Here is a 21124-nt window from a genome sequence, read left to right as displayed (position 1 = left end):
ATGAGCGAATCACTGATCCATTTGCAAAAAGAAGGCAAACTGGCGATTTTAGAGATCAACCGTCCTTCTGCGTTAAACGCATTAAACGAAGAACTATTAAACGAATTAACTAGCGAGATTAATAATTTAGAAAAAGATGAATCTATCCGTGTAGTGATCATTACCGGGCAGGGCAAAGCATTTGTTGCAGGTGCTGACATCGCAAAGATGAAAGAATTGAATGCAAGCGGAGCGGAAAAGTTTGCAGCCCTTGGGCAAAGCACATTCGATAGGATCCAAAGAAGTAGATTGGTTTCTATCGCTGCGGTGAACGGTTTTGCGCTGGGTGGCGGATTGGAACTTGCACTTGCATGTGATATCCGTATAGGTTCTGAAAAAGCAAAATTAGGACTCCCTGAAGTTTCTCTTGGATTGATCCCAGGATTCGGCGGAACCCAAAGACTTGCAAGATTGATCGGATACGGGAGAGCGGCAGAACTTATCTTCACGGGAGACATGATCGGTGCGGAAGAAGCGTATCGCATCGGTATATTAAATAAACTTACTAAAGATGGAGAAGATCTGATCTCCACTGCAAAGGCAACCGCAGAATCCATTCTGAAAAAAGGACCGATCGCAGTGGCTGTCGCTAAATCCGTCATTCAAAACGGGTTAGATACTCATCTTTCCAAAGGACTCGAATTGGAGAAAAAGGAATTTTCCAATCTATTTTCAGGAAAAGAATCCAAAGAAGGCATGGGAGCATTCTTAGAAAAACGTCCTCCTAATTTCTAAGGATCCATGAAAAGTTTCAGATTCCTACTTCTATCTTTTTTGTTCTGCCTTCCGATCGCTGGTTGGGGAGAATATAATTCTCCTTTATATTTAGAAAAAACCACCATATATATTGGAGATCATGCGATACTTGTAGAAGTGGCGAACACTGACGAATCCAGGCAGAGAGGATTGATGTTCCGTAAAAAATTAGGAGAGAATGAGGGAATGATCTTCATTTTTCCTAGTGAGGATCATTTATCTTTTTGGATGAAAAATACTCTAATCCCTTTGAGCATCGGTTATTTTTCAAAAGATAAAAAGTTAGTCGATGTTTATGAGATGGCCCCAAACCAAACTCAAGTTCTGTATCATTCTACCCAAAAGGTAATGTATGCAGTGGAGGCAAATCCTAGATGGTTTGCAAAACGTGGACTCGGGAAAAATTCTGTTTTAAAGATAGAGAGTAGATATATCGGAAAATGATCCGCTCATAGATCTGAACGGATCTTTTGCAGCCTAGTCCGAAAGACTAGGCTTTTTTATATTAAAGAGATTCTGCAGCTCTTAATTGCAGATCCTGTAAATTTTGAGCTTCAACTACTTTAGAAGATTTTAATTTACCTTGTTCGGTAAGTTTTAAGATCACTTGGGATCCTACTGATTGAGAAGTAACTTCGATCTCGGAAAGTTGTCCTTCTCTCTCTACGAAAAATTTTCCAGGCTGAGAGCGGAAAGCAGTCAGAGTTTCTGATTTTCCTTCTTTAGAAACTGCAGTTAGATCTAATCTGGAACCGAATTCAGTATAAACTAAAGTCAGTTTTTCTCCGTCTTGCTCGAAAGATTTTGCGTATCTTCCTTCTTTATCATACTCGTTTAGTCCTACTGGGTTACTTCCAGACCAGAACTCGATCAAGTTGAAAAGAATAAAGTCGATAAATCCACCGATTGCCATTAAAAATCCGAAAGGAATATAGAATAGAACCGTTTTTACGATTTTTGCAAGAAGGCCGCCGCCTACATTGATCCCGTCGTTAGCATTGTAGAAAACTCTTACAAGTGCGAATTTTCCGAAACAGTTCGCTAAAGAACCGAAGCTAGCTCCTACCAGTACCAAGGTCAGGATAATTTTTTTTAAAACGTTTTTCACCATTGAAAACGGAACTCCTTTATATGAATGGAATGCGAAACTACGAATAAAGTAAGGAAAAAATCTTGCAAGAGATTTCCATTCTTCCCTGCTTTTTGTGAAGCAAAATCTTGACTGAAAAATTCCCGCCCGAAAGGGATCCAATAAAGGGAAGAGAATCCCTTGACCTAGTATCAGTCTCGATATTTCTGGACCGAAAGACGGATTAAATAATAAAGCCGTTCTTGAGGGCAAATGCCCGCTTGATAGGGAACCTACGTGATCTTTCCCACACTTGAATTTTTTCTTTTTTTCTCCTTCGTATTTGTAACCCATTGGTACATTTTACCGGCGCTTATTCCGGAGCCAAAACTACGCAAATCGCTCATCCATATTTTCCTGCTCATCGTAAGTTATATCTTCTATATGAGCTGGAACTGGAAATTCGGCGGATTGATCTTATTATCCACCGTAATCGATTTCTTTTTAGCGGATCTGATCTTTGAATCCAAAAACCAAGTTTTCCGTAAAAGGATGATCGTAATCAGCTTGGTTTTGAACCTTGTATTCATTTTAGGATTTTTTAAATATTACGGATTCTTAAGCGAGAACCTAAACGCACTTCTGCATACTTTAGGCTTCCAAAGTTTATTTCCTGTTCTTAAAATAGTTCTTCCAGTAGGGATTTCATTTTATACGTTCCAAAGTTTGAGTTACACGATAGATGTGTATAGAGGGGCGATTCCTTCCGAAAAGAACTTCATAAGATTTGCATTATTCGTTTCCTTCTTCCCTCAATTGGTAGCAGGACCGATCGTCACCGCCAAAAGTTTTTTACCTCAACTACAAACGGAGAAGAAGATAGAAGATATTCCATTTAGAAAAGCGATCCGCTATTTTCTAATGGGTTATTTTAAGAAGGTTGTACTATCGGATAATATTTCTCCTATCGCCGACCTGATCTTTAAAAATCCGGATGTATATTCTACGGAAGCACTTTGGTTAGGAGCATTCCTATTCTGGGTGCAGGTATATTGTGATTTCAGTGGGTATACTGATATGGCATATTCTGCTGCCCTTCTTCTCGGTTACGAACTTCCTGAAAACTTTAGAATGCCTTATATTTCTCAATCAGTCACGGAACATTGGAGAAGATGGCATATCACTCTTTCCACTTGGCTCAGAGACTATGTGTATATTTCCTTGGGTGGAAATCGTGTAGGATTATTCCGTCATAGATTCAATGTTTGGTTCACAATGTTCGTGGGAGGGATTTGGCATGGAGCCAATTGGACCTTCCTGATCTGGGGTTCTATCCAAGGTGGATTTCTATTAATAGAATCTGTATTAAAAGAATGGAAAGCGAAATGGTTCCCGAACCTAACGATTTCAGACTCTTGGGATAAAGTATTAACCCCTGTTAGAGTTTTATATGCGAGCACTGTGGCGGTTACCTTCGGAGTTATATTCCGTTCCGCAAATATAGAATCCGCTCTGAAAATGATCCACGGAATGTATGTGTATCAAAGTGGAGAACTTAGACCTTATATGTTAAAGCAAGGTATCCCTGCGATACTTTGTGTGATCATTGGGCATTATCTTGGTTGGCTAATTTATGAAAAAGGAAAGGAGTTCAAGATCCCAGTTTGGTTGGAATTTTCTCTTTATCCTTTGATAGCATTTTGTTTTGCGATCTTAAGTCCGGATGGAGAGATCCCTTTTATCTACTTCGACTTCTGAAAAAAGTAAAACGCTGGACACTTGTCGAATTCGTTTCTAATTTGAACCCTTATCGATGAGCGAACCCGGCCAAAAACCTAGGAGTCCCAGATTTTATCCCAGAGATTTCGACGAGTATATCGTGCAGGTGGATTCAGGACTAATCACGTTAGAGGGAAAACTAGGTAATATTTCCGAATCCGGTATCTGTATCTTAATGAGCGGGGAAGATCTACCGGGCTCCATTCCGATCGAAGGTTCAGTCATCGAAAGAAGAACCGGTAAACGTTTGGAATTTTTAGGCGACGTAGTTTGGAAAATCCCAAAGCAGGTAGATTCAAAACGAAAGTTCTTATATGGCATACGTTTTAGAGATCCATTAGAACTTACTGAGTCACTTATACTCATCAATCTTTCCTTAGAAGGTTAAAATCCTAAAATCGCATACTTAAGCGCTCGATTCCTTACGTCATATTTTTATTGCAAAGGCCAGGGAAGAGCCTACCTATGTCGTAAAGGCTTCTAATGATCGAAACCGATAATCCTCAACGCAAACAAACCGTACGAGAAAAAGAAATCCAACTTCTAAAACGGATCAAAGAAGGGGATGATAAGGCATACATAGAGCTTACAGGCCCTTATAGGGAAAGATTGTACAGAAAAGCCGTCTCCATGGTAAAAGATGGGGATGACGCCGAGGATATCGTCCAAGACGCACTGATCTCAGGCTATCGTTCTATACGCAATTTTAGGGCAGAATCAGGGGTATATACCTGGCTGTACCGTATCGTGGTAAATAAATCCAAGGACCTTCTGGCCAAAAGAAAGAGGGCCAGGGAGAATTCCATGGACGATTCGGAGTTCCAGGTCACTGACGATCGTATCAGCTTTGAAAAAAAAGTAGAACTTTCTGACGAGAGTAACTATCTAATCAACAAAATCAACGAACTCGAGGATATATACAAAGAAGTCATCGAGCTCCGGTATTTTGAAGAAATGTCCTATTCACAAATAGCAGAGATCCTCGGAACCAATATCGGAACAGTCAAAAGCCGGCTCTTTAAGGCAAAGGAATTTTTGAAACATCTGATTATGAAAGATGGGAAGAGCGAAGGCTTTTTTAGGTAGTAAGGTATGGAAAAACAAACAAGTAAACAACAGGGAACAAAGTTCGGATTCTCTTCCATTTTTCAAAAGGAAGATCCGGATCATGTTAAATTGGAAAATTCTCTGGTCCGAGCAGTATCAGAACTGCGAACGGAACAGATGAAAGATATCAACCTCTCCAAGGATTTCAATCTTAGATTAGAGAATCTACTCAAAGATGTCCGCTTCGATGAAGAAACCTCTTGGTCCAAGTTTTCCCGCGGTTTTGTTTGGAACCGTTCCTTCCAATACTCCCTCAGTGCAGCTCTCGCAATCTTAGTTCTCGCAGTTACAGTAGGTCGTTTTTCTTCTTCTAATGAAACAAGTTTGGCAGAAAGATCCGGAACTCTTACAGTAGGCGAAGATCGTGAATTCGTGGATCTTCCTTCTTCTGCAAGAGTGGACGTGGATTTGAATTCACGCCATCTTCTTGAGATCTCTAAAAATCCCCAAGCTTCTAAGACCTTAGGTTCTTTAGAGCAATACTTTATTGAAAAGGGTGATTATAGAACGGCTCAAGAAATCCGCCACGTTCTGGAATCTACCGGCAAATAATTCTCTACTGAGATAGTGTTGCGGTTCTTAATTCTTCGAATAAGACCGCAACAAGCCGACCAGCCTTCATTTCCCTGATTAACTCTATTCCTTGTCCTGACCAAAGAGATAAAAAATCGGACTTTCCAAGCTCTGCAGATCTTTTTCGGATATCTCTTGTAAAAACATTTTGAGCGGGGAAGGGCAGAATATTCTCAGTCTCCATTTCATTCATAAATCTATTCTCTAAACCTCTTGCGATCCTTCCTGAAAATGCACGAGTGGTTTTTGTTTTACGATTTTTAGAAAGTAAGGCTTCTCTATAAGGTTTAGAAGTTCCGGCTTCTTCACATAATAAAAATGCAGTGCCTAATTGTGCAGCCTTTGCGCCCAAAGCAAGAACCGCTGCAATTCCTGCTCCATCCATAATTCCACCTGCAGCGATCACAGGGATTTTCAGTTTGTGAACTAAACTTCTGACTAAAGGAAATAATCCGATCCCGGAATCTTCTTCAGTTGAGGAGAAGATCCCACGATGCCCACCAGCTTCTATGCCCTGTGCCACAAGCCAATCTACACCACTTTCTTCCGCTAAGATACCTTCTTCTAATGTGGTGGCCGTTCCACAGGTAATGATATGATTCTTCTTACATTCTTTTATATAATGATCAGGTAGAAGTCCGAAAGTAAAACTGAATATCTCAGGTTTTTGGCTTAACATCTCTTCGAATTGTTGGTCAAAATCGAGTGCATATGGAGGTTCAAGCTTAGGAGAAGGAACTCCTAACTCTTCTCTATATTTTTTTGTGACTTCGATCGCCTGATTGATTTGCTCGGGCTTAAGTTCCGGGGTTTTTGTTGGAACGAATAGATTTACTGCGATTGGTTTAGAGGTTAGGTTTCTTGTTTTTTGGATGGTTGCGCGGATCTGTTCCGGTGTTTCATAAGCAAGTCCGAGAGATCCAAGCCCGCCTGCATTAGAAACTGCAGAAATCAATTCAGGAGTGGAGGGACCTCCTGCCAATGGAGAGAGGATAAGTGGTCCTTTTAAACCCAGGACTTTAATGATCTGATTTTCGAGAGCCAAGATTATTCTCCCTAACAGTATTTATGCAGGCCTTTATTAGACCTTCAATCTTTTATGATATAAATTCGGATCCAAGGAATCCAGGATACGTTTTGCTTCCTGAGCCACTTCTCCATAAAGGATCGAGGTTCTGGAGTCTAACAAGGCACAGCAAAGTTGGATCATTCTACATTTTACCTTAAATTCAGTTCCACCTTTACGTAGTCCCAATGAGTCTCTAAGCCTAAATAATTCGGAACGGTATGCCTCCAGTTCCTTATCGCTCATTTTGCGGATCTCTTTGAATACTCCTCTTTCGAGAAGTAGGACAGGCAACGCTTCTTTCAGTTCACCTTCTTCTTTAAATTCTTCTCTCAGGATTTGGATAGCGGAGAAGATAGGTTCTGAACGAACGGATTCCAGTCGAATAGCGCTAGGCTCTTTTAGAAAAGCTTCTCTATAGAGCAAAAGTCCCTGAGAATGTTGTCCGCTTAAGTAAGTACATTCCGCTCTAAAAAATAATAACTCCGGGGAAAATCTTTCTAGTCCTGAAGAATCTCGGAGAACTTCGGAAGCAAGATCTGTATCTTCTGCGAGTAAAAGTCTATATGCGAGTTCTGCTATCAGTCCGGGAGAAAGAGATTGAATCCCTTCTTTTCTAAGAGCAATACGAACTTGGTCAGTGGTTTCTTGTAGGATAGAACTCATTGCGGAATGATAAGAGAGTTCTTTTGGAAATGATTTACTTTTATAAACTGAATCGAAGTCTTTCAGGAATTCTAATAGAAGCCCGGTTCTTTCTCTTCCTTCCTTTGTGAGATGGATCCGATCTATTCTATGATCCCAAAAAGAAGAAATATAAAACCCCGAGGCAAACTCGGGGTTTTCCGGATCTTCTTCCAATAGGGAGTCGAATATGTTTCGAGAGAGTTCGAACTCTCCTTCGGATAAATGTTTTATCGCTTCTTCGTACTTCCTGTCTTGGTCCATCAATGAGCGGCTTTTTTATCGTGATGTTTGCTTACTTGTTTTACGATCTTATCTTCTAAACCGTCTATACAGGAATAAATATCTTTGTCTTCGTGTTGCGCGTTAAATTTACTTCCATCCGCGGCTAAATTCAAATTAGCGCTAATTAATCCATGCACCTGTTCGAATGAAATTTCCATCGAAACTAATTTTTGTATATATTTAGAGACTCGTTCTAACTTTTTTCCGGCATAATCTTCTGCCGTTCCGGAATGATCTAGGTTTTTCCAATTAAAAACGATTTTCATGTAAAGCCTCCGCGGATTTTTATTTATTGGCTTCTAAAAGTTTTATCATAGCACGAATGCGGATCAGAAAAAACTAAAGAAACGACTTTTTGGACGGGAAAGAAAGGGAGTCATCCCAACCCAGGAATTCCTGTAAGATTAGGATGGAAAAAATCAGAGTCAAATCAAAAAAAGCGCCCGCCCCGAAAGGGGCGGACCAGGGAAGTTAGAACTAGAGATGGGATGATTTCCGGCTGTTTCTTAGTCCTTGTTTAGAGTCAGGCTTGGCTGTTTTGCAAAAGCCAGGCTGCATGCTTCCTGGTATTTTTTAAGACCTTCTTCCTCTGCGTGAAGAGCGGAATCAAGGTCACCAATCTTTTGGTATACATGGATAACTTCTTTAATGTTCTCTAAGGCTTGGCAGGATTTGCCGAGACGAAATTCGGAGATTGATTTCAGGTAAAGAACCAGAGCGTATCCAGCACTTTCTTTATCGCCGATTTTTGTTCTCACAGCTAAGGACTGATCGTAAAAAGCGATTGCACCTTCATAGTCCCTGGTTTTTTGTTTTAGGCTACCAAGGGCAGTTAGCTTATTTGCCAGCTGGGTGTCTGTCTCCGGTGTGTAGTTCTTGAGCGAACTTTCGATCACGTTGGTTTCAGGTTCTGCATAAATTGCAGTGGAGATGCTTAAAATTAGGGCAATTTTAATTAATTTGTTCATCTTTTTATCTCCCAGCCGAGGCTTTGTCTAATATAGTGCAAACGCCGTGCCAAGTTTCTGGGAAAAACTAGATTTTTTTTATTCTTAAACCTGAAAATTTCCCGGAACTTGGCATAGTATAGCCTTTTGGGCTCTGGATGTATATGGGGAGGGGTGTAAGGAGTTCCTTCCACCCCGTTAGGAAGGTATTAAAGGGAAGAAGCTGGACAGTTTCTTAGATCGATGCCTCTTCTAACTCTAAATCTGCTGATTTTTTACCCTGTTCGAACGGGTATTTGAGATTTGTTAGGCTTGCAATCTCGTGCATACAATCATGAAGGAAATCTTCATGGTCCATATCAGGCTCAAAATGTCTGAGTTTTCCGGCACGGACTATGAAACTCGTCCTACGCAAGAATCCTCTTGGCTTATATTCTAATCCCAGGCAAAGAACTGCTAATGGTTCTTCTGGTTTTCCTACAATAAATCTGAATCCGCCCGGGCGGCCTTTCCCCATTTTATAAGGGATGGTGGTTTGTTCCGGGAAAATCACGAGCATATTGCCTTCGTTGAGTACCTTCTTAGCGAATAGAAGATCGTTCTTACTTTTTCTAGGTTCTTTTCTATTGAGAGGAATTCCTCCGCATTTTAGAAAATAGTCCATGAAAATAGGAGCAGCGAGGGAATCTTTCATGATCGCCCAGATATCCATTCTTCTATGATATAATGCCTTGGAAAGTCCCAGAGGAATATCATCATTCCTTTGGTGTTTGGAGAGTACTAAAACCTTTCCGGTTTGGGGCACATTTTCTAATCCATAAACTTCTGTTTTATAAAATAAGGATCCATAGAGTCTTCCGAACCAGCGTAATGCTTTTCTAGCTAATTCAGAACTTCCTGGATGGGGCTTTTGTATATTCTTGGATGGCATTATAAAGTTAGAGGTTTGTTTCTGGAGAAGGTTGCAAAATAGAGGCGGGGAAATTTTACATTTCTTCTTTTCTTAGCGACTTGGCGTGGATTCATTCTAAATTCGTTTTGGAAGGTCTGCCGGATGGTCGCGCTTTCTTTTCTGATCGAGTGGATTTTTCCCTCATTCGGAGAGTTTGTGAGGAAAGTCCGGACACCATAGAACCACGGGACCGGGTAATTCCCGGAGTTCGGGATCGTAAGAAACCGGATATGGAAAGTGCAGCAGAAAATATACCGCTAGTTTTCTAGTAAGGGTGAAATGGCGGGGTAAGAGCCCACCGCCGCTTTTGTGAAAAAGTGGGCAATGTAAACCCTCCCGGGTGCAATCTCGAATAGGCGGCCATCGTTGGTTCTGCAGGGCCGTGGGTAGAGAGCAAAGAGTCTTTTCGGTAACTGAAAGACCAAGATAAATGATCATCGCTCATAAGAGTACAAAATCCGGCTTATAGGTAGATCTTCCACTGACATTATATGAATTTTATGAATATGGAATGGTTCACAAAAGAAGCGGTCCTAGTTTTGGTATTTGGATCCGTATTTGCTTTTTCACTTACATACATATTCGAATATCTTATTAAACATACAGATCAACTGAAAAAGAAGACCAAACGTTATTTGAGGCTTCCTATCTTTTACAGATTAGCCGGCTTTTTTCTGATCTCCCTGGTTCCAGTCGTCCTTTTCGGAGATACGTATTTTACTTTCCAGAAGAGCGGGGTTCTCTATTTTCCGGACCCAGTAGTATGTTTGGTTTCCTTTCTACTTTTTTTGGCGGGAATTTTACTCATAGTCTACTGTAAGAATTATAGAATCGTATTAGAACAGAATGCACTTTTGTCTGAAGGAGTTTTCCGGAAGCATAAAAGAATCCTTTGGAAAGAAGTGGAGTCCGTTCGATTTGAAAAGTCTGCTTTTTTTATTTCTGATGGTAAGAATCAGATAGAAGTGGTGACTCTTTTGTCCGGGTTTGAAGTGTTTCTTTCCGCTTTGGAAGAATCTGTTACACCTGATTTGTATGAAGATGCATTTCAAAAATACGAACACTTTTTGAAAAAGTCCTGATTGGGGCACTTGTTTTATATATTATTAAAAAATAAGTGACCGTCTTTAAAAGAAAAATCATATATTAGAAAATTACATTATTCGAGGTAATAGATTTGGATTGGATATCTAATTATATTGTGGTTGAAATAGCGGGTGCCGTTTTCGGGCTTATCATTTATTTGCTCGCGAAACAAACAAAGCCGAGAGAGGCTGGAGGAAAAATTGTATTAAGACTTCCGATTATCTATTGGTATTTAGCTATTTTCCTTCTTATTTTTTTATTTGGACTATTAGTTAAGGTTTATTATCCTGAATTTAAAACGGGTGAGTTTAGACTGCCATCTGATCTAGCAGCCTTTTATATTTCATTTCCGATGATGATCGCATCTGTAATCATCATGTTTTATTACAAAAATCACGAGATCATTATAGATAAAAATTCTATCCAATCTTTTGGTCTTTTTCGGAATAAGTCGGAATTATTTTGGAAAGAGATTAATAAGGTAACTTTTAATCAGTCCGCATTTCGTGTCTACGGTCCAAAGGTAAAGATCGAAGTTATAACTTATTTAGCTGGATTGGATATATTTTTAAAAACTTTGCGAGAAACGGTTCCTACAGAAATATCTAAGGACGCTTTGAAAAAATACAAAGATTCCTGATTGTTTTTTGTTACTTTTCGCCACTCTGGTGTCTCCGAGAAACATAAACAAAATTCTTTCCTTTCCAGAATTGATCCCTTCGATTTTTCTAGCTGTATGTCTAAACCGGAAAAATACCCATACAGTGTTCAACAAAAGGTAGCTTGGGGAGATATGGATGCATTTGGTCATGTGAATAATGTGGTCTATGCAAGATATTTCGAAACTGCAAGGGCATCTTATTTTGATGATATGGGTCTTTGGGAATCTCCTCAGAAACCTATGGAAGGTGGACCGGTCCTGACTCATATTGAAATGGATTATAGAAAGCAGGTCCGTTTTCCAGAAACGATTGATATTTCCGTAAAATTGGAATCCGTAAAGAACAGATCTTTTTCAATCGTTTGTTCCATGTGGAATCAGGCAGGGGAATGCGTGTTGACTGGAAAAGCGGAGCTGTTATGGTTTAATTTTTCTACTGGCAAACCGGTGGCAATTCCAGATGTCTACAAGGAACAATTCTTCCAGCAAAACAAATGAAACGCCGGCAATCACAAGCGTAAAAGAGTTTTTATCAGAGGAGTCCCTTTCGCGATTTCGATTCGCGATGTCCCTTTTTCTTTTTTTCGCGGGATTCGGTTTGTTGTTAGGCGACCCTGCTTCCCAGGGGCTTTCCGATCCAAGATGGATGAGGGTTTCACATGTCACTCTTATCTGTATTTCCTTATTCTTAAGTTTTAAATTCGAAAAATTCAAAAAATATTCTGAATCTGTTTTGCTCTTTCATTTCGCGGTGATGAGTATCCATTCATTTTATCTTTTATATGTGAATGGTTTATATCTGGGTTATTTATTCGGATTGATACTAGTTGTATTCAGCACTGGGGTTTCTATCAACAATCGAAGAGTATTGATTGCAATCCTTCTTCTTTTCATAGCGGTTGCGTTCTTTGTGGGAATTCATGTAAAAGACCCTAAGATAGATGTCGGGATGTATTATTTTGGCTTAATTTCTTCCGGAGTTTTGTCGGTTCTTGTGATCGGCTTTAGAATGAAAACATTCGAAACTTTATTAGAAGCGGATGTACAAATGGAAAAATTCCAGGTCAATATCGAAGAAGAATTGGCTATCGCTCAGAAGACCCAAAAAAGTCTTGTGGATCTTGAATTTCCGGAAGCCGGAAATTTTAGGATCTATTCTTATTTTAAACCTTTGGAAAGTGTAGGTGGAGATCTGATTAAAACAAATCTTGGCAAGGAAGAGGAGCTTGATTTTTTCTTTGCTGATGCTGCAGGTCATGGAGTTTCTGCAGCGATGGTTTCTGCTATGGCGGTAATGGCTTTTAAAACTACTGCACCTGTAGCGGAAAGTCCCTCTAAAGGTTTAACTCTGATCCATGAGTCTTTAATGACTATGATAGGCGGATTTTTTATCACCGCAGTTTATATGAGACTGGATCTAGAGAAAAAGAGTCTGACCTATTCATATGCGGGACATCATCCCGCGGTAATTATTAAGTCAGAAGGTTCCGTTCAAGAATTGACCGGAAAAGGAACTGTACTTCTTGCTCTTCCGAAATTATTCAATAAAGATTACGAAATTTTATTAGAGTCTGGAGATCGGATCTTACTGTTCTCGGATGGAATGTTCGAGTTTTATACAGAAGAAAAAGAATTTTTCGGTAACGAAGCTTTCTTAGATTTGGTTCGAGATTATACATCTCTTTCCGGAAGAGTATTTTTGGATTCTTTAGGAGATGCTGTGCTTGGTCTGCATTCCTCTCCGCCTAAGGACGATATGACCATGCTCCTTTTGGAAGTTCTCTAAACCAAAAAACATCTTGCTCTTCTTGCAGGAAGAGTTAGGATCACTGCTCATGTGCGATACTTTCGTGGCGACTCCGGATTCTACTTCTTCCGGAAAAATGATCTTTGGAAAAAATTCAGATAGAGAACCTAACGAACCCCAATGTCTGGTAAGATATCCAGAAACGGTATCTAAGGAAAGCCAACAAAGACTTACCTTTATAGATGTTCCAAGTTCTAAAAAATCCAGAGAAGTTTTGATCTCTCGTCCTCTTCATATCTGGGGAGCTGAGATGGGTGCAAATTCAAAAGGAGTCGTGATCGGTAACGAGGCCGTATTCACAAAGCTTAAGATTGAAAAGAAGAATGATGGTTTGACCGGGATGGATCTTTTACGTCTTGGATTAGAACGTTCAGATACCGCTGCAGAAGCAAGAGACCTTATCATAGAATATTTGGAAAGATTCGGCCAAGATGCATGCGGAGGTTATTCAAATCGAAACTTCTTCTATCATAATAGTTTTATAATCGCTGATCCTAAAGAAGCTTATGTTTTGGAAACTGCTGATAGATACTGGGCTTGGAAAAGGATTAAGGGGTTTTACGCAATTTCCAACGGTTTAACATTAGGCTCCGATTATGACGGACTTCATTCACATGCGATCGATTTTGCGCGAGCAAAAGGTTGGTTGAAGAAGGGAGAAAACTTCTCCTTTAAAGAAGCATTTTCTGATTCTTTTTTTACTAGTTTCAGTAAATGTAAAGTTAGAAGAGAGATCGTTACTGGAGGAGGAAAATTTTTCGGTTCCAAGTTGGGTATTGCGGAAGCGATGCAGATCCTGAGGTTAGAAGGTAAGGAAAATGGAAGTGTTCCTCTTTCTATCAGCCAAGGAGGTTTTCCTTCTAAGAGTATAGGATATTCTCCAAGTCAATCCGGCATGGGATCGGTTTGCCTTCATGCGGGAGGACCTTTGTCTCCTAATCAGACAACTTCCTCATTTATAGCGGAATTAGATACTAATCCTACCTATTCTCAGTTCTGGGCGACCGGATGTTCTATTCCTTCTCTGTCAGTTTTTATCCCTTTTTCCATTCCTGGAAAAACTTTCTTAAAAGGGGATATCGTTCAACCAGGAGCTAGTCCGGATTCTTCACTTTGGTGGAATCATGAGATTTTATATAGGCTATGTTTGAAAAATTACGATAAGGCAGTCTCTGTTTTTAGTGCGGAGCTAAAGGAGAAGCAGGAAAAATATATTCGAAAAGTAGAATATACCCTCGGTTTAAGCAGGAATTTCTCCTTGGATCCGATCACGAAAGAAGCTTTAGAAGAAGTGGATAAACTTTATAAAAAATGGAGAAACCAGGTATTAGAACTTGCAGTGAACGGAAATATACTTCCAAACTTCTGGTCTTCTCCATTTTATAATCTGAGCTGGGCGATTTGGAATCGAAAGGCTCGGATCAATTCCAGAGTTCTTAAGGGGATTGATTTGCCTTACGAACCCGCATATTTATGAATTCCACCAAAAGTGAGAATGCCATAGAGAAATAAATATACCCTTTCGGGATATGGAAATGTAAACCGTCTGCGAATAACATTACTCCGATCATGATCAAAAAGGATAGAGCTAAAATTTTCATGGTAGGATGTTCGTTTATAAAATCGCTTACCTTTCCAGAAAAGATGAGCATAATCACGAGGGAGATAACCACTGCAAGTACCATGACCATTAAATTTCCGGAAAGTCCAACCGCAGTAATAATAGAATCTACCGAAAATATAATATCTAAAATGATGATCTGAACGATCACATTTAAAAAAGAAGGAGAAGATCCTGTGTCAAGATCCGTTTCACCTTCTTCCATCTTATGATGGATCTCGCTTGTACTTTTTGCGATCAGGAAAAGCCCCCCGCCAAGCATGATCAAGTCCCTTCCTGTAACCGTAAAATTCCCTACTTGGAAAAGTCCGTTTGTGAGACTTGCAAGCCAACTTACTGTAAATAACAAACCTATTCGGAAGCCCAATGCAGCTAGAAGACCGATTGTACGGCCGCTTGCCTGTTGCTCTTTAGGAAGTTTACCAACTACGATGGAAAGAAATACAATATTATCGATCCCTAGAACGATTTCCATCGCTGTTAGGGTCAAAAGAGAGATGATAATGTCTACGAGATGCAAATCCATTGTAGAAAGAAATTAGTCTAAGGACTAGAAAAGCAATCGATTTCCTTTACGGTATCGTAGAAGATTTGAAAGAGAGATGAAATTCCTACCGAAAGAAATTTTGGAATCCCAGGTCCAAGGAAGAAATTTAACCGGCCAAAGTTTCGGTGACAATCTTCCCCAAAAACCTAGTTTGGTCGTTTTTCTGCGTCATCTTGGTTGTATATTCTGCAGAGAAACAGTAGAAGACCTTCGTGTTTTCAGTTCAGAAATGGCCGCATTCCCTTCCATTTTATTTGTATATCCCGAGTCCGTGAGAGAAGGGGAGGAATTTTTTTCCAGATTCTGGCCAGAAGCAAAAGCGATCTCAAATCCGAACGCTTCCTTTTATGAGCAGATCAATGTACATGAAGGTAATCTAATCGAATTAGCCGGCCCAGAAGTTTGGGTGAGTGCGGTACGCGCACTTGCAAAAGGAAATTTTTATGGAGTCCAAGGTAGACATCTACTTAGAATGCCTGGTGTATTTTTAGTTTTGAAAGATAGGATCCTTTGGTCCCATTCTTATCGGCATATTGGAGACGAACCCGACTGGAGCAAAATTCCCGGATGTACTGCTTTGCCTACGGATGAATACGATCCAGGGATTTTGCCAGCCTAGTTTTCGCAAACTTTACATTCTTGGTCCGCCTCCAGGAGGAGGGGAAGGAAGCGCCGCCTTACAAGCAGCGGATAACTTACTTTCGTTTTCTCTCATACATCTCATATGAGCGGGGCCGCGTTCTACGTTCTTACAATATTTTTCTTCATCGGCTGCGCAAGCTGATCTGAATTTTTCGAAACGAGACAACATTTCGTTTATATGATTTTTGCATGTCTCCGACAGTTTGGACATGTATTCTCTCAAACAACGATCAGACTCATGACCATGTCTGGAATCCTTACAATAGGTTTGTCTTTCCGTTTTGCAGGGATCTTCTCCCGGTGGTCCTCCAGGCCCACCGCTTGGTTGAGCGAATGCTGTTCCAGTCAAGGTGAGTGCTAATGCAGAATATAAGATTAGTTTTTTCATAATAGGTTCTCTTGCGGGAGTTTGTTAGTTCCTTAGTTATATTTTCTATTGCGACCTATATTCTTATGATTTAGTTTCATTTTGTATTTTTCATCCTTAAGTGATATTGTTATCCGAATAAAGATCATTTTTATTTTATAAAAAACTTTCTCATATTGTTTCTCGGGAACCTTCTTACCTGACCGGGTTTATCTAGATGCAAAAAATATCTAAATCGTTCTCTCTTTCCAATGGGAGAGAATACGGAGTTTGCATTGAAAAGAAAAGATTTTCTGAAAAGTATATTCGTATCCGGTGCGGTTTTTACGGGGTTTGCCAATTCCTGTAATTCTCAGAAGGATAGTTCTCCATCTAATCTTGGCTTATTACAAGGAATTTTGGATACTTCTTCCTGTAATACCTCTGAAATTTCCAGTTCTTCCGTATGTGCTTTGATTCCGCAGGAAACGGAAGGTCCTTATCCTTTGGATCTGAGTTCTAATTCTTCTTATTTTCGCCAAGATATCACAGAAGGAAAAACAGGAATTCCTTTGAGTCTTGTATTAACGATCCAAAATATAAATGATAATTGTAATCCGATCTCGAATGCAAGAGTGGATATTTGGCATTGTGATAAGGACGGATATTATTCCGGATATAATGAATCCGGATATTTAGGGACCAAAAATTATATAGGACAAACCTTTTGTAGAGGGATACAGCTAACTGATAGTTCAGGGGTCGTAAATTTTACTACGATCTATCCTGGTTGGTATTCTGGAAGGGTAACTCATATCCATTTCCAAGTGTATTTGAATAACGGGCTTGTAGCAACTTCTCAGATTGCTTTCCCGGAAGACATTACGAAAACCGTATATAATACTTCCTTATATTCAGCTCATGGTCAAAACACTTCCGTTGCAGGAAATTGTTACGATAATATATTTAATAACTCAAGTTCCGATCTAAGTTTGGAATTGTGCACAATTACAAACGACTCTTCCACAGGCGGATATATCGCAAATCTCACAGTGGGGATCGCAAATTAAAAAAATCTAAAAAAGTTCGTCTTAGCTCCCGGAATCGGACCTAAGGCGAACGGTTCCATTTTTATATTTGTAGAAGATCGGATCTTCTATTTCGAAATCCGATCATGGAAAAAAACTCCGAAAAAGACAAAAGACTTATCTCTTCCGTTGAATTCTATTTTAGAGAAGGAAACTTAGAAAATTTTCTGAAAGAAGCATGGATCTGGGCTTGGACACTCGCCAGGGGAAGATATCGTTTGGACGAAGATTCTTGCTCTGAGATCGTTCTAAAACTGGTTCTGGATGCGGAAGAAGTATTACATTTATTCAAGGAAAGGGGATATTCCAATTTTCCCGCGTTTTTTACAACATATACTAAAAATTTAATATGGAATCAGAGAAGGAAGGAGATCCGGCTCAATAAGAGTGAAATTTTATCGGATGGATTCGAAAGATTTTACGATCCAAGATCTGAATTCACTAAAGAGATACTGAGCCCAACCCAGGAGACTTCTCTTTTAATCCAAAATATTATATCAGAGATGGATCCGATTGTTTCTCTTATTCTCAAGCTAAAACATAGGATTCCTTTAAATTTAAAAGAATCCAGATTATTCTACTCTAAACTAAAAAAGAAAAAATTAAAATTGGGAGATTATTATTCGAAAGATTTAGAAGAAGAAAGAAAATCCTGGCTAAGAAAAAAAGAATTAAATGAAAAACTTTCCAGGCTTTACCAAAACATGCAGATCCATCATTTCGAAAATTTAGAAAGATGGAAAATGTCCAGAAAGCAGTTACTCGAAGTCTGTGGGGCAGTAACGGAAGAAAAAAGTTTCAAAAAGATAGGCTGGTATTTGGGACTCAGCGAACATTCCGTTCGAAAAGCATATTACTTTGCAATTTCCGAATTAAAAAGAAAAGGAGATCTGAAAAGGATCAGATTTTCAGAAGCAGCTTAAAGATCAACTTTTGCCTTCTTCCGGACGGATCGTAGGAAGCCAAAGTTTTCTCAAAAGTTTGGATTTATTTTTGAGCCCTGAAATTTCAGCGATCATGTTCGCGACCAATCTTTGTCCTGCATCCATACCTTTGGTAACGGAGCGATTCAAAAGTTTGGAACTTGTGGTGACCATGCTTAACTCTGATTCTTCCGGAGAAATCACTCTGATCTTCACTCCTTTAGGTGGAGAATGAATAATACGAACTGCACGATTGTACATAGTATGATGCACTTTGGTGATCATATGAGAAAGTTTTTTGTTGGAGGGATAAGAAAGCCAGCCTTGGAATCCTGGGATCGGATCAGAAAATTCATCCTCAGGACTATTTAATACAACAGTAATATCCTTATATCCCGCTTGGATGACTGACTCAACAGGGATCGGATCAGAGATCCCTCCGTCTCCATAATATTGCTCGCCCAATTTCCATTTCCCTCTGGTGGCGATAGGCAAAGAAGTAGCCGCTTTCAATAAATTTAAAATATTGGAGGCGGTTGCCTTCACATATTCTGCTCTTGCTTTTGCAAGATTCGTGACCACTACATAAAAAGGAGAAGTTTCCTTCTTCTCCAAGTATTCGGAAGGAAGTCTATACTTTGTCCCGAACAAATAGTCTATTAGATATTCTTGATCTAAAAAAGTTTTTCCCCGGAAAGGATTTAAGAAAGAGATCAATTGACTGCCTGTGAGTTCTTTTCTCCAAATATCAAGGATTTTTAAACCGTGAGCATAATCTGTCTCGTAGCCAGTAGTATAATAAGCAGCAGCACAAGAACCGGAAGAAACTCCCAAAATTAGATCGAAGTATGTAGAAGGCACCGCCTGGTTAATTGCATACAATGCACCGCCCGCAAAGGAACCTTTCATTCCTCCGCCAGCAACTACCAATGCCCTCGCACCTTTTTTGGCCTTGGGCAGACCAATCGTCATTCCGGATTGTTCCGATTCTCCAGGTGAAAAATACGAACTCATCTAAAGATAAAATTTTTTACCCTTCTCCATTTGCAAGAAACTTGAAATTTCAAATCCCAAATTCGATTTCCTTTTTCTTCCAAAAAATAGACTTTTTTGCAACATAGGAAAGGGTCGGGCGGCTCCTGCGCTTTGCTTCGGACCGTGCTGCTTCGACTTCGCGCAATCGCGCTCATCCCGGCAAGACCGGGACTAAAGGTCTGCGCATCACTGCCGCGGAGGTCCTTTACTTAAACGGTTCCGTAAGTTGTCCTAAATAATCTTTGGGAAAACTAGTTCTTCTTTCTAAGCCTACCTCTGCTCCTTTTACAAAACCTTCTCCATTAAGGTAACTATCGAAGATACGATCCCAAAAAGAAAATACTGCTCCATAGTTTACTTGGGTCTCTCTGTATTTTTTTCTATGATGCCATCGATGAAGTTCTGCAACAGAGAATATGTATTTCAAGAAACCGCTCTTATAATCCATGTTCCCATGCTGGAACATGAGATGAATACTTAGTATTGTTAGCCAGCCTAAGACTACTTGAGAAGAGGCTCCCAGAATAAGGATCAATAGGATCCCTGGACTTCCTTCCAGGATTGCGTGGATTGGATGCCTCTTTTCTCCATTAAGCCAATACAATCTTTCCGAGCTGTGATGGACCGAATGTAGTCTCCATAAAAAAGGAACAGAATGGCTGAGCCTATGCACCCAGTACATTCCCAGATCGATAAAGATCCCCGCGATAAGCACCTGAAGAATATAAGGAAGACCTTCCGGCAAGAAGGAAGGAAAGGAAGTTTTACTTCTTAAGGCTTGGATACACTCAAAGCTGAAAGTTATAAAAAGAAAATTCACCAGATTATGAATAATATCCGTAAATAGATCTCCAATATTCCGATTCCAATTCGGATCGTAAGAAAGTAATCGTTCCAGATAAAATACGATACTTCCTAATACCAGAATGCTAATAAGAGAAGCCACCAAAGGATCAATCTTCCCCGAAAGAAAGAAGAAGAGAAAGACTCCTATGCTCATGAAAAGAGGATAAATGGAATAACGAAGGACCTGCATGAATGTCTCCGGTCAAAGATTGTCTTCAGTCTATACTGGATCGAAGATATATACTTGAACGGAGCGGCTATCCGTTAGAAATTTAGATGGATTCACTCCGAACATGTCCATAAACGTCCGGCTAAAATGAGAAGAATCCGAAAATCCGGAAGAGTGACATGCCTCTGTTAGATTCTTTCCGTTCTTCAAAGAGAGGACGGCTCTGGAAAGTTTGGTCCAAAGTATGAATCTTTTAAAAGAGATCCCTAAAGACTCTGAAAATAAATGAGTAAATCTTCCAGAAGAAAGACCCGCATTCTGTGCGAATTTGGAAAGAGTAGGGCGCTTCTCGAAATCCCATTCTCTTAAGAGAGACAGAGAAGATTGGATCCTTGGATCTATTTTAGGAATTTCGAATGTATTCTTTTTAACGTAAGCGATCTTATAAAAAAGTTTCTCTAATGAAATTGGGTCCGGATTCTTTTGACTCAATAGGAGCAGATCTTCTTTGAGTTCTTTTGGGATGCTTCCATTTCGTTCTTTGTGAGCGGCTAGTAATGCTGAGTTGATCCTGGAATGTGGATCGGCATAACATAATAAAACGGAAGAAGGTCCTTCTAATATTCTATGAGGAGTATTCGCAGGAATGTGATGAAAGTCGGATCGTATATGCAGATTTTCTAATTCTATTAACACGGCTGCTTGTATTCCAATCACGGTTTGAGTCAAAAAATGACTGTGAGATTCCGTTTCGAAATGATTTCCTAAATATAGAACCTTATCCGGCCAGATACATAGTTGTGATATCATAAATAAATTGAATGAGATCTCTGATCTTCTGCGCTATTCGACAAATGAAAGCTTAGAATTGAATTTTCTCTAGGTCGATTTCTTCAAAAATCAGGAGAATTTGTCTTAGATTTTCTTCTAAAAAGGAAGAAAATCTTCTTCCTTTTTTACAAAAGTGATTTGACCGGTTGAGTGACGTAATTAATATGGTCTTTACGCCTGAAGGAGTTCACCCGGGAGGGAAAGAAGCCTGAGGGGATCTTAAAAGATCTTTGAAAACATATAGAGTAGCGTGACCCGCGAGATT

25 protein-coding genes and 1 other RNA gene are annotated in these 21124 nt (G+C 39.7%); 15 read left to right on the top strand and 11 right to left on the bottom strand.

All coding sequences use genetic code 11. From position 1 onward, the window contains the following. Together CH377_RS05700 and CH377_RS05695 are read left to right on the top strand one after the other, a co-directional pair. Positions 1 to 774 carry an enoyl-CoA hydratase-related protein gene (locus tag CH377_RS05700; protein ID WP_100722855.1) on the top strand — a complete coding sequence of 258 codons (774 nt, stop codon included), beginning with the start codon at positions 1 to 3 and terminating at the stop codon, positions 772 to 774. 6 nt (positions 775 to 780) lie between these two features. Continuing rightward, on the top strand, positions 781 to 1239 hold the full coding sequence (locus CH377_RS05695) for a DUF192 domain-containing protein (protein WP_100722854.1): 459 nt from the start codon (positions 781 to 783) through the stop codon (positions 1237 to 1239). A 61-nt stretch (positions 1240 to 1300) separates the two neighbouring features. On the opposite strand, the gene CH377_RS05690 is transcribed toward CH377_RS05695, so the two are convergent. Continuing rightward, entirely contained in the window at positions 1301 to 1906 is a 606-nt protein-coding gene (locus CH377_RS05690; RefSeq protein WP_100723218.1) for a DUF3332 family protein, read from the bottom strand. A 255-nt stretch (positions 1907 to 2161) separates the two neighbouring features. On the opposite strand from CH377_RS05690, the gene CH377_RS05685 reads away from it, so the two are divergent. The 4 genes from CH377_RS05685 to CH377_RS05670 all read left to right on the top strand — a co-directional run bounded on the left by CH377_RS05685 (position 2162) and on the right by CH377_RS05670 (position 5302). Next, the gene (locus CH377_RS05685) at positions 2162 to 3622 is read left to right on the top strand and encodes an MBOAT family O-acyltransferase (RefSeq protein WP_100722853.1); all 1461 of its coding nucleotides are present in this window, start codon (positions 2162 to 2164) and stop codon (positions 3620 to 3622) included. Positions 3623 to 3677: 55 nt separating this feature from the next. Next, positions 3678 to 4031 (top strand): PilZ domain-containing protein, encoded by a 354-nt coding sequence (locus tag CH377_RS05680; RefSeq protein WP_100722852.1) that lies wholly within the window; start codon positions 3678 to 3680, stop codon positions 4029 to 4031. Positions 4032 to 4126: 95 nt separating this feature from the next. Beyond that, the gene (locus tag CH377_RS05675) at positions 4127 to 4729 is read left to right on the top strand and encodes an RNA polymerase sigma factor (RefSeq protein WP_100722851.1); all 603 of its coding nucleotides are present in this window, start codon (positions 4127 to 4129) and stop codon (positions 4727 to 4729) included. A gap of 6 nt (positions 4730 to 4735) precedes the next feature. Continuing rightward, positions 4736 to 5302 (top strand): LIMLP_12425 family protein, encoded by a 567-nt coding sequence (locus CH377_RS05670; protein ID WP_100722850.1) that lies wholly within the window; start codon positions 4736 to 4738, stop codon positions 5300 to 5302. Between the two features lie 4 nt (positions 5303 to 5306). Here CH377_RS05670 and CH377_RS05665 read toward each other — a convergent pair whose 3' ends face one another. From CH377_RS05665 to CH377_RS05645, 5 genes are all read right to left on the bottom strand, one after another. Beyond that, positions 5307 to 6368 carry an NAD(P)H-dependent flavin oxidoreductase gene (locus tag CH377_RS05665; protein ID WP_207797659.1) on the bottom strand — a complete coding sequence of 354 codons (1062 nt, stop codon included), beginning with the start codon at positions 6366 to 6368 and terminating at the stop codon, positions 5307 to 5309. A gap of 36 nt (positions 6369 to 6404) precedes the next feature. Continuing rightward, the gene (locus CH377_RS05660) at positions 6405 to 7337 is read right to left on the bottom strand and encodes a hypothetical protein (RefSeq protein WP_100722848.1); all 933 of its coding nucleotides are present in this window, start codon (positions 7335 to 7337) and stop codon (positions 6405 to 6407) included. Next, positions 7337 to 7624 (bottom strand): ribosome hibernation-promoting factor, HPF/YfiA family, encoded by a 288-nt coding sequence (gene hpf / locus CH377_RS05655; RefSeq protein ID WP_020771476.1) that lies wholly within the window; start codon positions 7622 to 7624, stop codon positions 7337 to 7339. The genes CH377_RS05660 and hpf overlap by 1 nt, the downstream gene beginning before the upstream one ends. Positions 7625 to 7864: 240 nt before the next feature. Then, entirely contained in the window at positions 7865 to 8326 is a 462-nt protein-coding gene (locus tag CH377_RS05650; protein WP_100722847.1) for a tetratricopeptide repeat protein, read from the bottom strand. Positions 8327 to 8540: 214 nt separating this feature from the next. Then, complete coding sequence (locus CH377_RS05645) at positions 8541 to 9236, bottom strand: lysophospholipid acyltransferase family protein (protein ID WP_207797660.1); 696 nt, start codon at positions 9234 to 9236, stop codon at positions 8541 to 8543. Between the two features lie 111 nt (positions 9237 to 9347). Between CH377_RS05645 and rnpB the strand changes: the two genes are divergently transcribed. From rnpB to CH377_RS05615, 6 genes are all read left to right on the top strand, one after another. Beyond that, positions 9348 to 9739: RNase P RNA component class A (rnpB, locus tag CH377_RS05640), an RNA gene on the top strand. Positions 9740 to 9763: 24 nt separating this feature from the next. Continuing rightward, entirely contained in the window at positions 9764 to 10339 is a 576-nt protein-coding gene (locus CH377_RS05635) for a hypothetical protein (RefSeq protein WP_244283705.1), read from the top strand. 95 nt (positions 10340 to 10434) lie between these two features. Then, entirely contained in the window at positions 10435 to 10983 is a 549-nt protein-coding gene (locus tag CH377_RS05630) for a hypothetical protein (protein WP_100722845.1), read from the top strand. Positions 10984 to 11079: 96 nt separating this feature from the next. Beyond that, positions 11080 to 11502 (top strand): acyl-CoA thioesterase, encoded by a 423-nt coding sequence (locus CH377_RS05625; protein ID WP_086446347.1) that lies wholly within the window; start codon positions 11080 to 11082, stop codon positions 11500 to 11502. Positions 11503 to 11602: 100 nt separating this feature from the next. Continuing rightward, entirely contained in the window at positions 11603 to 12790 is a 1188-nt protein-coding gene (locus CH377_RS05620) for a PP2C family protein-serine/threonine phosphatase (RefSeq protein ID WP_243402105.1), read from the top strand. A 49-nt stretch (positions 12791 to 12839) separates the two neighbouring features. Continuing rightward, entirely contained in the window at positions 12840 to 14288 is a 1449-nt protein-coding gene (locus tag CH377_RS05615) for a peptidase C69 family protein (RefSeq protein WP_100722843.1), read from the top strand. On the opposite strand, the gene CH377_RS05610 is transcribed toward CH377_RS05615, so the two are convergent. Next, positions 14248 to 14958 (bottom strand): TerC family protein, encoded by a 711-nt coding sequence (locus CH377_RS05610; protein ID WP_100722842.1) that lies wholly within the window; start codon positions 14956 to 14958, stop codon positions 14248 to 14250. The two genes, CH377_RS05615 and CH377_RS05610, sit on opposite strands and share 41 nt — an antisense overlap. 76 nt (positions 14959 to 15034) lie before the next feature. Between CH377_RS05610 and CH377_RS05605 the strand changes: the two genes are divergently transcribed. After that, entirely contained in the window at positions 15035 to 15598 is a 564-nt protein-coding gene (locus tag CH377_RS05605) for a SelL-related redox protein (RefSeq protein WP_100722841.1), read from the top strand. A gap of 12 nt (positions 15599 to 15610) precedes the next feature. Here CH377_RS05605 and CH377_RS05600 read toward each other — a convergent pair whose 3' ends face one another. After that, complete coding sequence (locus tag CH377_RS05600; RefSeq protein ID WP_100722840.1) at positions 15611 to 16009, bottom strand: hypothetical protein; 399 nt, start codon at positions 16007 to 16009, stop codon at positions 15611 to 15613. A gap of 254 nt (positions 16010 to 16263) precedes the next feature. Between CH377_RS05600 and CH377_RS05595 the strand changes: the two genes are divergently transcribed. Further along, positions 16264 to 17037, top strand: a complete 774-nt coding sequence (locus tag CH377_RS05595; RefSeq protein ID WP_165780505.1) for an intradiol ring-cleavage dioxygenase — start codon at positions 16264 to 16266, stop codon at positions 17035 to 17037. 104 nt (positions 17038 to 17141) lie between these two features. Then, a complete protein-coding gene (locus tag CH377_RS05590; protein WP_100722838.1) occupies positions 17142 to 17978 on the top strand; it encodes an RNA polymerase subunit sigma-70 in 837 nt (278 codons plus the stop codon). Between the two features lie 3 nt (positions 17979 to 17981). Here the strand turns inward: CH377_RS05590 and CH377_RS05585 are convergent, their stop codons facing one another. The 3 genes from CH377_RS05585 to CH377_RS05575 all read right to left on the bottom strand — a co-directional run bounded on the left by CH377_RS05585 (position 17982) and on the right by CH377_RS05575 (position 20838). Next, positions 17982 to 18992, bottom strand: a complete 1011-nt coding sequence (locus CH377_RS05585) for a patatin-like phospholipase family protein (RefSeq protein ID WP_100722837.1) — start codon at positions 18990 to 18992, stop codon at positions 17982 to 17984. Positions 18993 to 19218: 226 nt separating this feature from the next. Then, positions 19219 to 20049, bottom strand: coding sequence for a sterol desaturase family protein (locus CH377_RS05580; protein ID WP_100722836.1), 831 nt, complete (start codon positions 20047 to 20049; stop codon positions 19219 to 19221). A 30-nt stretch (positions 20050 to 20079) separates the two neighbouring features. Continuing rightward, on the bottom strand, positions 20080 to 20838 hold the full coding sequence (locus CH377_RS05575; protein ID WP_100722835.1) for a helix-turn-helix transcriptional regulator: 759 nt from the start codon (positions 20836 to 20838) through the stop codon (positions 20080 to 20082). Positions 20839 to 21124 lie beyond the last annotated feature (286 nt).

Origin of the sequence: Leptospira haakeii (genome assembly GCF_002812045.1) — a bacterium.
GTDB classification, from domain to species: domain Bacteria; phylum Spirochaetota; class Leptospiria; order Leptospirales; family Leptospiraceae; genus Leptospira_B; species Leptospira_B haakeii.
The sequence above is the reverse complement of the archived record's forward strand: the minus strand, read 5'-3'. Positions and strand labels throughout refer to the sequence as shown.

Excerpts from the sequence above, each read along its gene's own strand:
- CH377_RS05615 (WP_100722843.1), top strand. The coding sequence starts at position 12,840 with ATGTGCGATACTTTCGTGGCGACTCCGGATTCTACTTCTTCCGGAAAA.
- CH377_RS05670 (WP_100722850.1), top strand. The coding sequence starts at position 4,736 with ATGGAAAAACAAACAAGTAAACAACAGGGAACAAAGTTCGGATTCTCT.
- CH377_RS05580 (WP_100722836.1), bottom strand. The coding sequence starts at position 20,049 with ATGCAGGTCCTTCGTTATTCCATTTATCCTCTTTTCATGAGCATAGGA.
- CH377_RS05600 (WP_100722840.1), bottom strand. The coding sequence starts at position 16,009 with ATGAAAAAACTAATCTTATATTCTGCATTAGCACTCACCTTGACTGGA.
- CH377_RS05610 (WP_100722842.1), bottom strand. The coding sequence starts at position 14,958 with ATGGATTTGCATCTCGTAGACATTATCATCTCTCTTTTGACCCTAACA.
- CH377_RS05575 (WP_100722835.1), bottom strand. The coding sequence starts at position 20,838 with ATGATATCACAACTATGTATCTGGCCGGATAAGGTTCTATATTTAGGA.
- CH377_RS05675 (WP_100722851.1), top strand. The coding sequence starts at position 4,127 with ATGATCGAAACCGATAATCCTCAACGCAAACAAACCGTACGAGAAAAA.
- CH377_RS05695 (WP_100722854.1), top strand. The coding sequence starts at position 781 with ATGAAAAGTTTCAGATTCCTACTTCTATCTTTTTTGTTCTGCCTTCCG.
- hpf (WP_020771476.1), bottom strand. The coding sequence starts at position 7,624 with ATGAAAATCGTTTTTAATTGGAAAAACCTAGATCATTCCGGAACGGCA.
- CH377_RS05585 (WP_100722837.1), bottom strand. The coding sequence starts at position 18,992 with ATGAGTTCGTATTTTTCACCTGGAGAATCGGAACAATCCGGAATGACG.
- CH377_RS05680 (WP_100722852.1), top strand. The coding sequence starts at position 3,678 with ATGAGCGAACCCGGCCAAAAACCTAGGAGTCCCAGATTTTATCCCAGA.
- CH377_RS05700 (WP_100722855.1), top strand. The coding sequence starts at position 1 with ATGAGCGAATCACTGATCCATTTGCAAAAAGAAGGCAAACTGGCGATT.
- CH377_RS05605 (WP_100722841.1), top strand. The coding sequence starts at position 15,035 with ATGAAATTCCTACCGAAAGAAATTTTGGAATCCCAGGTCCAAGGAAGA.
- CH377_RS05635 (WP_244283705.1), top strand. The coding sequence starts at position 9,764 with ATGGAATGGTTCACAAAAGAAGCGGTCCTAGTTTTGGTATTTGGATCC.
- CH377_RS05650 (WP_100722847.1), bottom strand. The coding sequence starts at position 8,326 with ATGAACAAATTAATTAAAATTGCCCTAATTTTAAGCATCTCCACTGCA.
- CH377_RS05625 (WP_086446347.1), top strand. The coding sequence starts at position 11,080 with ATGTCTAAACCGGAAAAATACCCATACAGTGTTCAACAAAAGGTAGCT.
- CH377_RS05590 (WP_100722838.1), top strand. The coding sequence starts at position 17,142 with ATGGAAAAAAACTCCGAAAAAGACAAAAGACTTATCTCTTCCGTTGAA.
- CH377_RS05690 (WP_100723218.1), bottom strand. The coding sequence starts at position 1,906 with ATGGTGAAAAACGTTTTAAAAAAAATTATCCTGACCTTGGTACTGGTA.
- CH377_RS05660 (WP_100722848.1), bottom strand. The coding sequence starts at position 7,337 with ATGGACCAAGACAGGAAGTACGAAGAAGCGATAAAACATTTATCCGAA.
- CH377_RS05645 (WP_207797660.1), bottom strand. The coding sequence starts at position 9,236 with ATGCCATCCAAGAATATACAAAAGCCCCATCCAGGAAGTTCTGAATTA.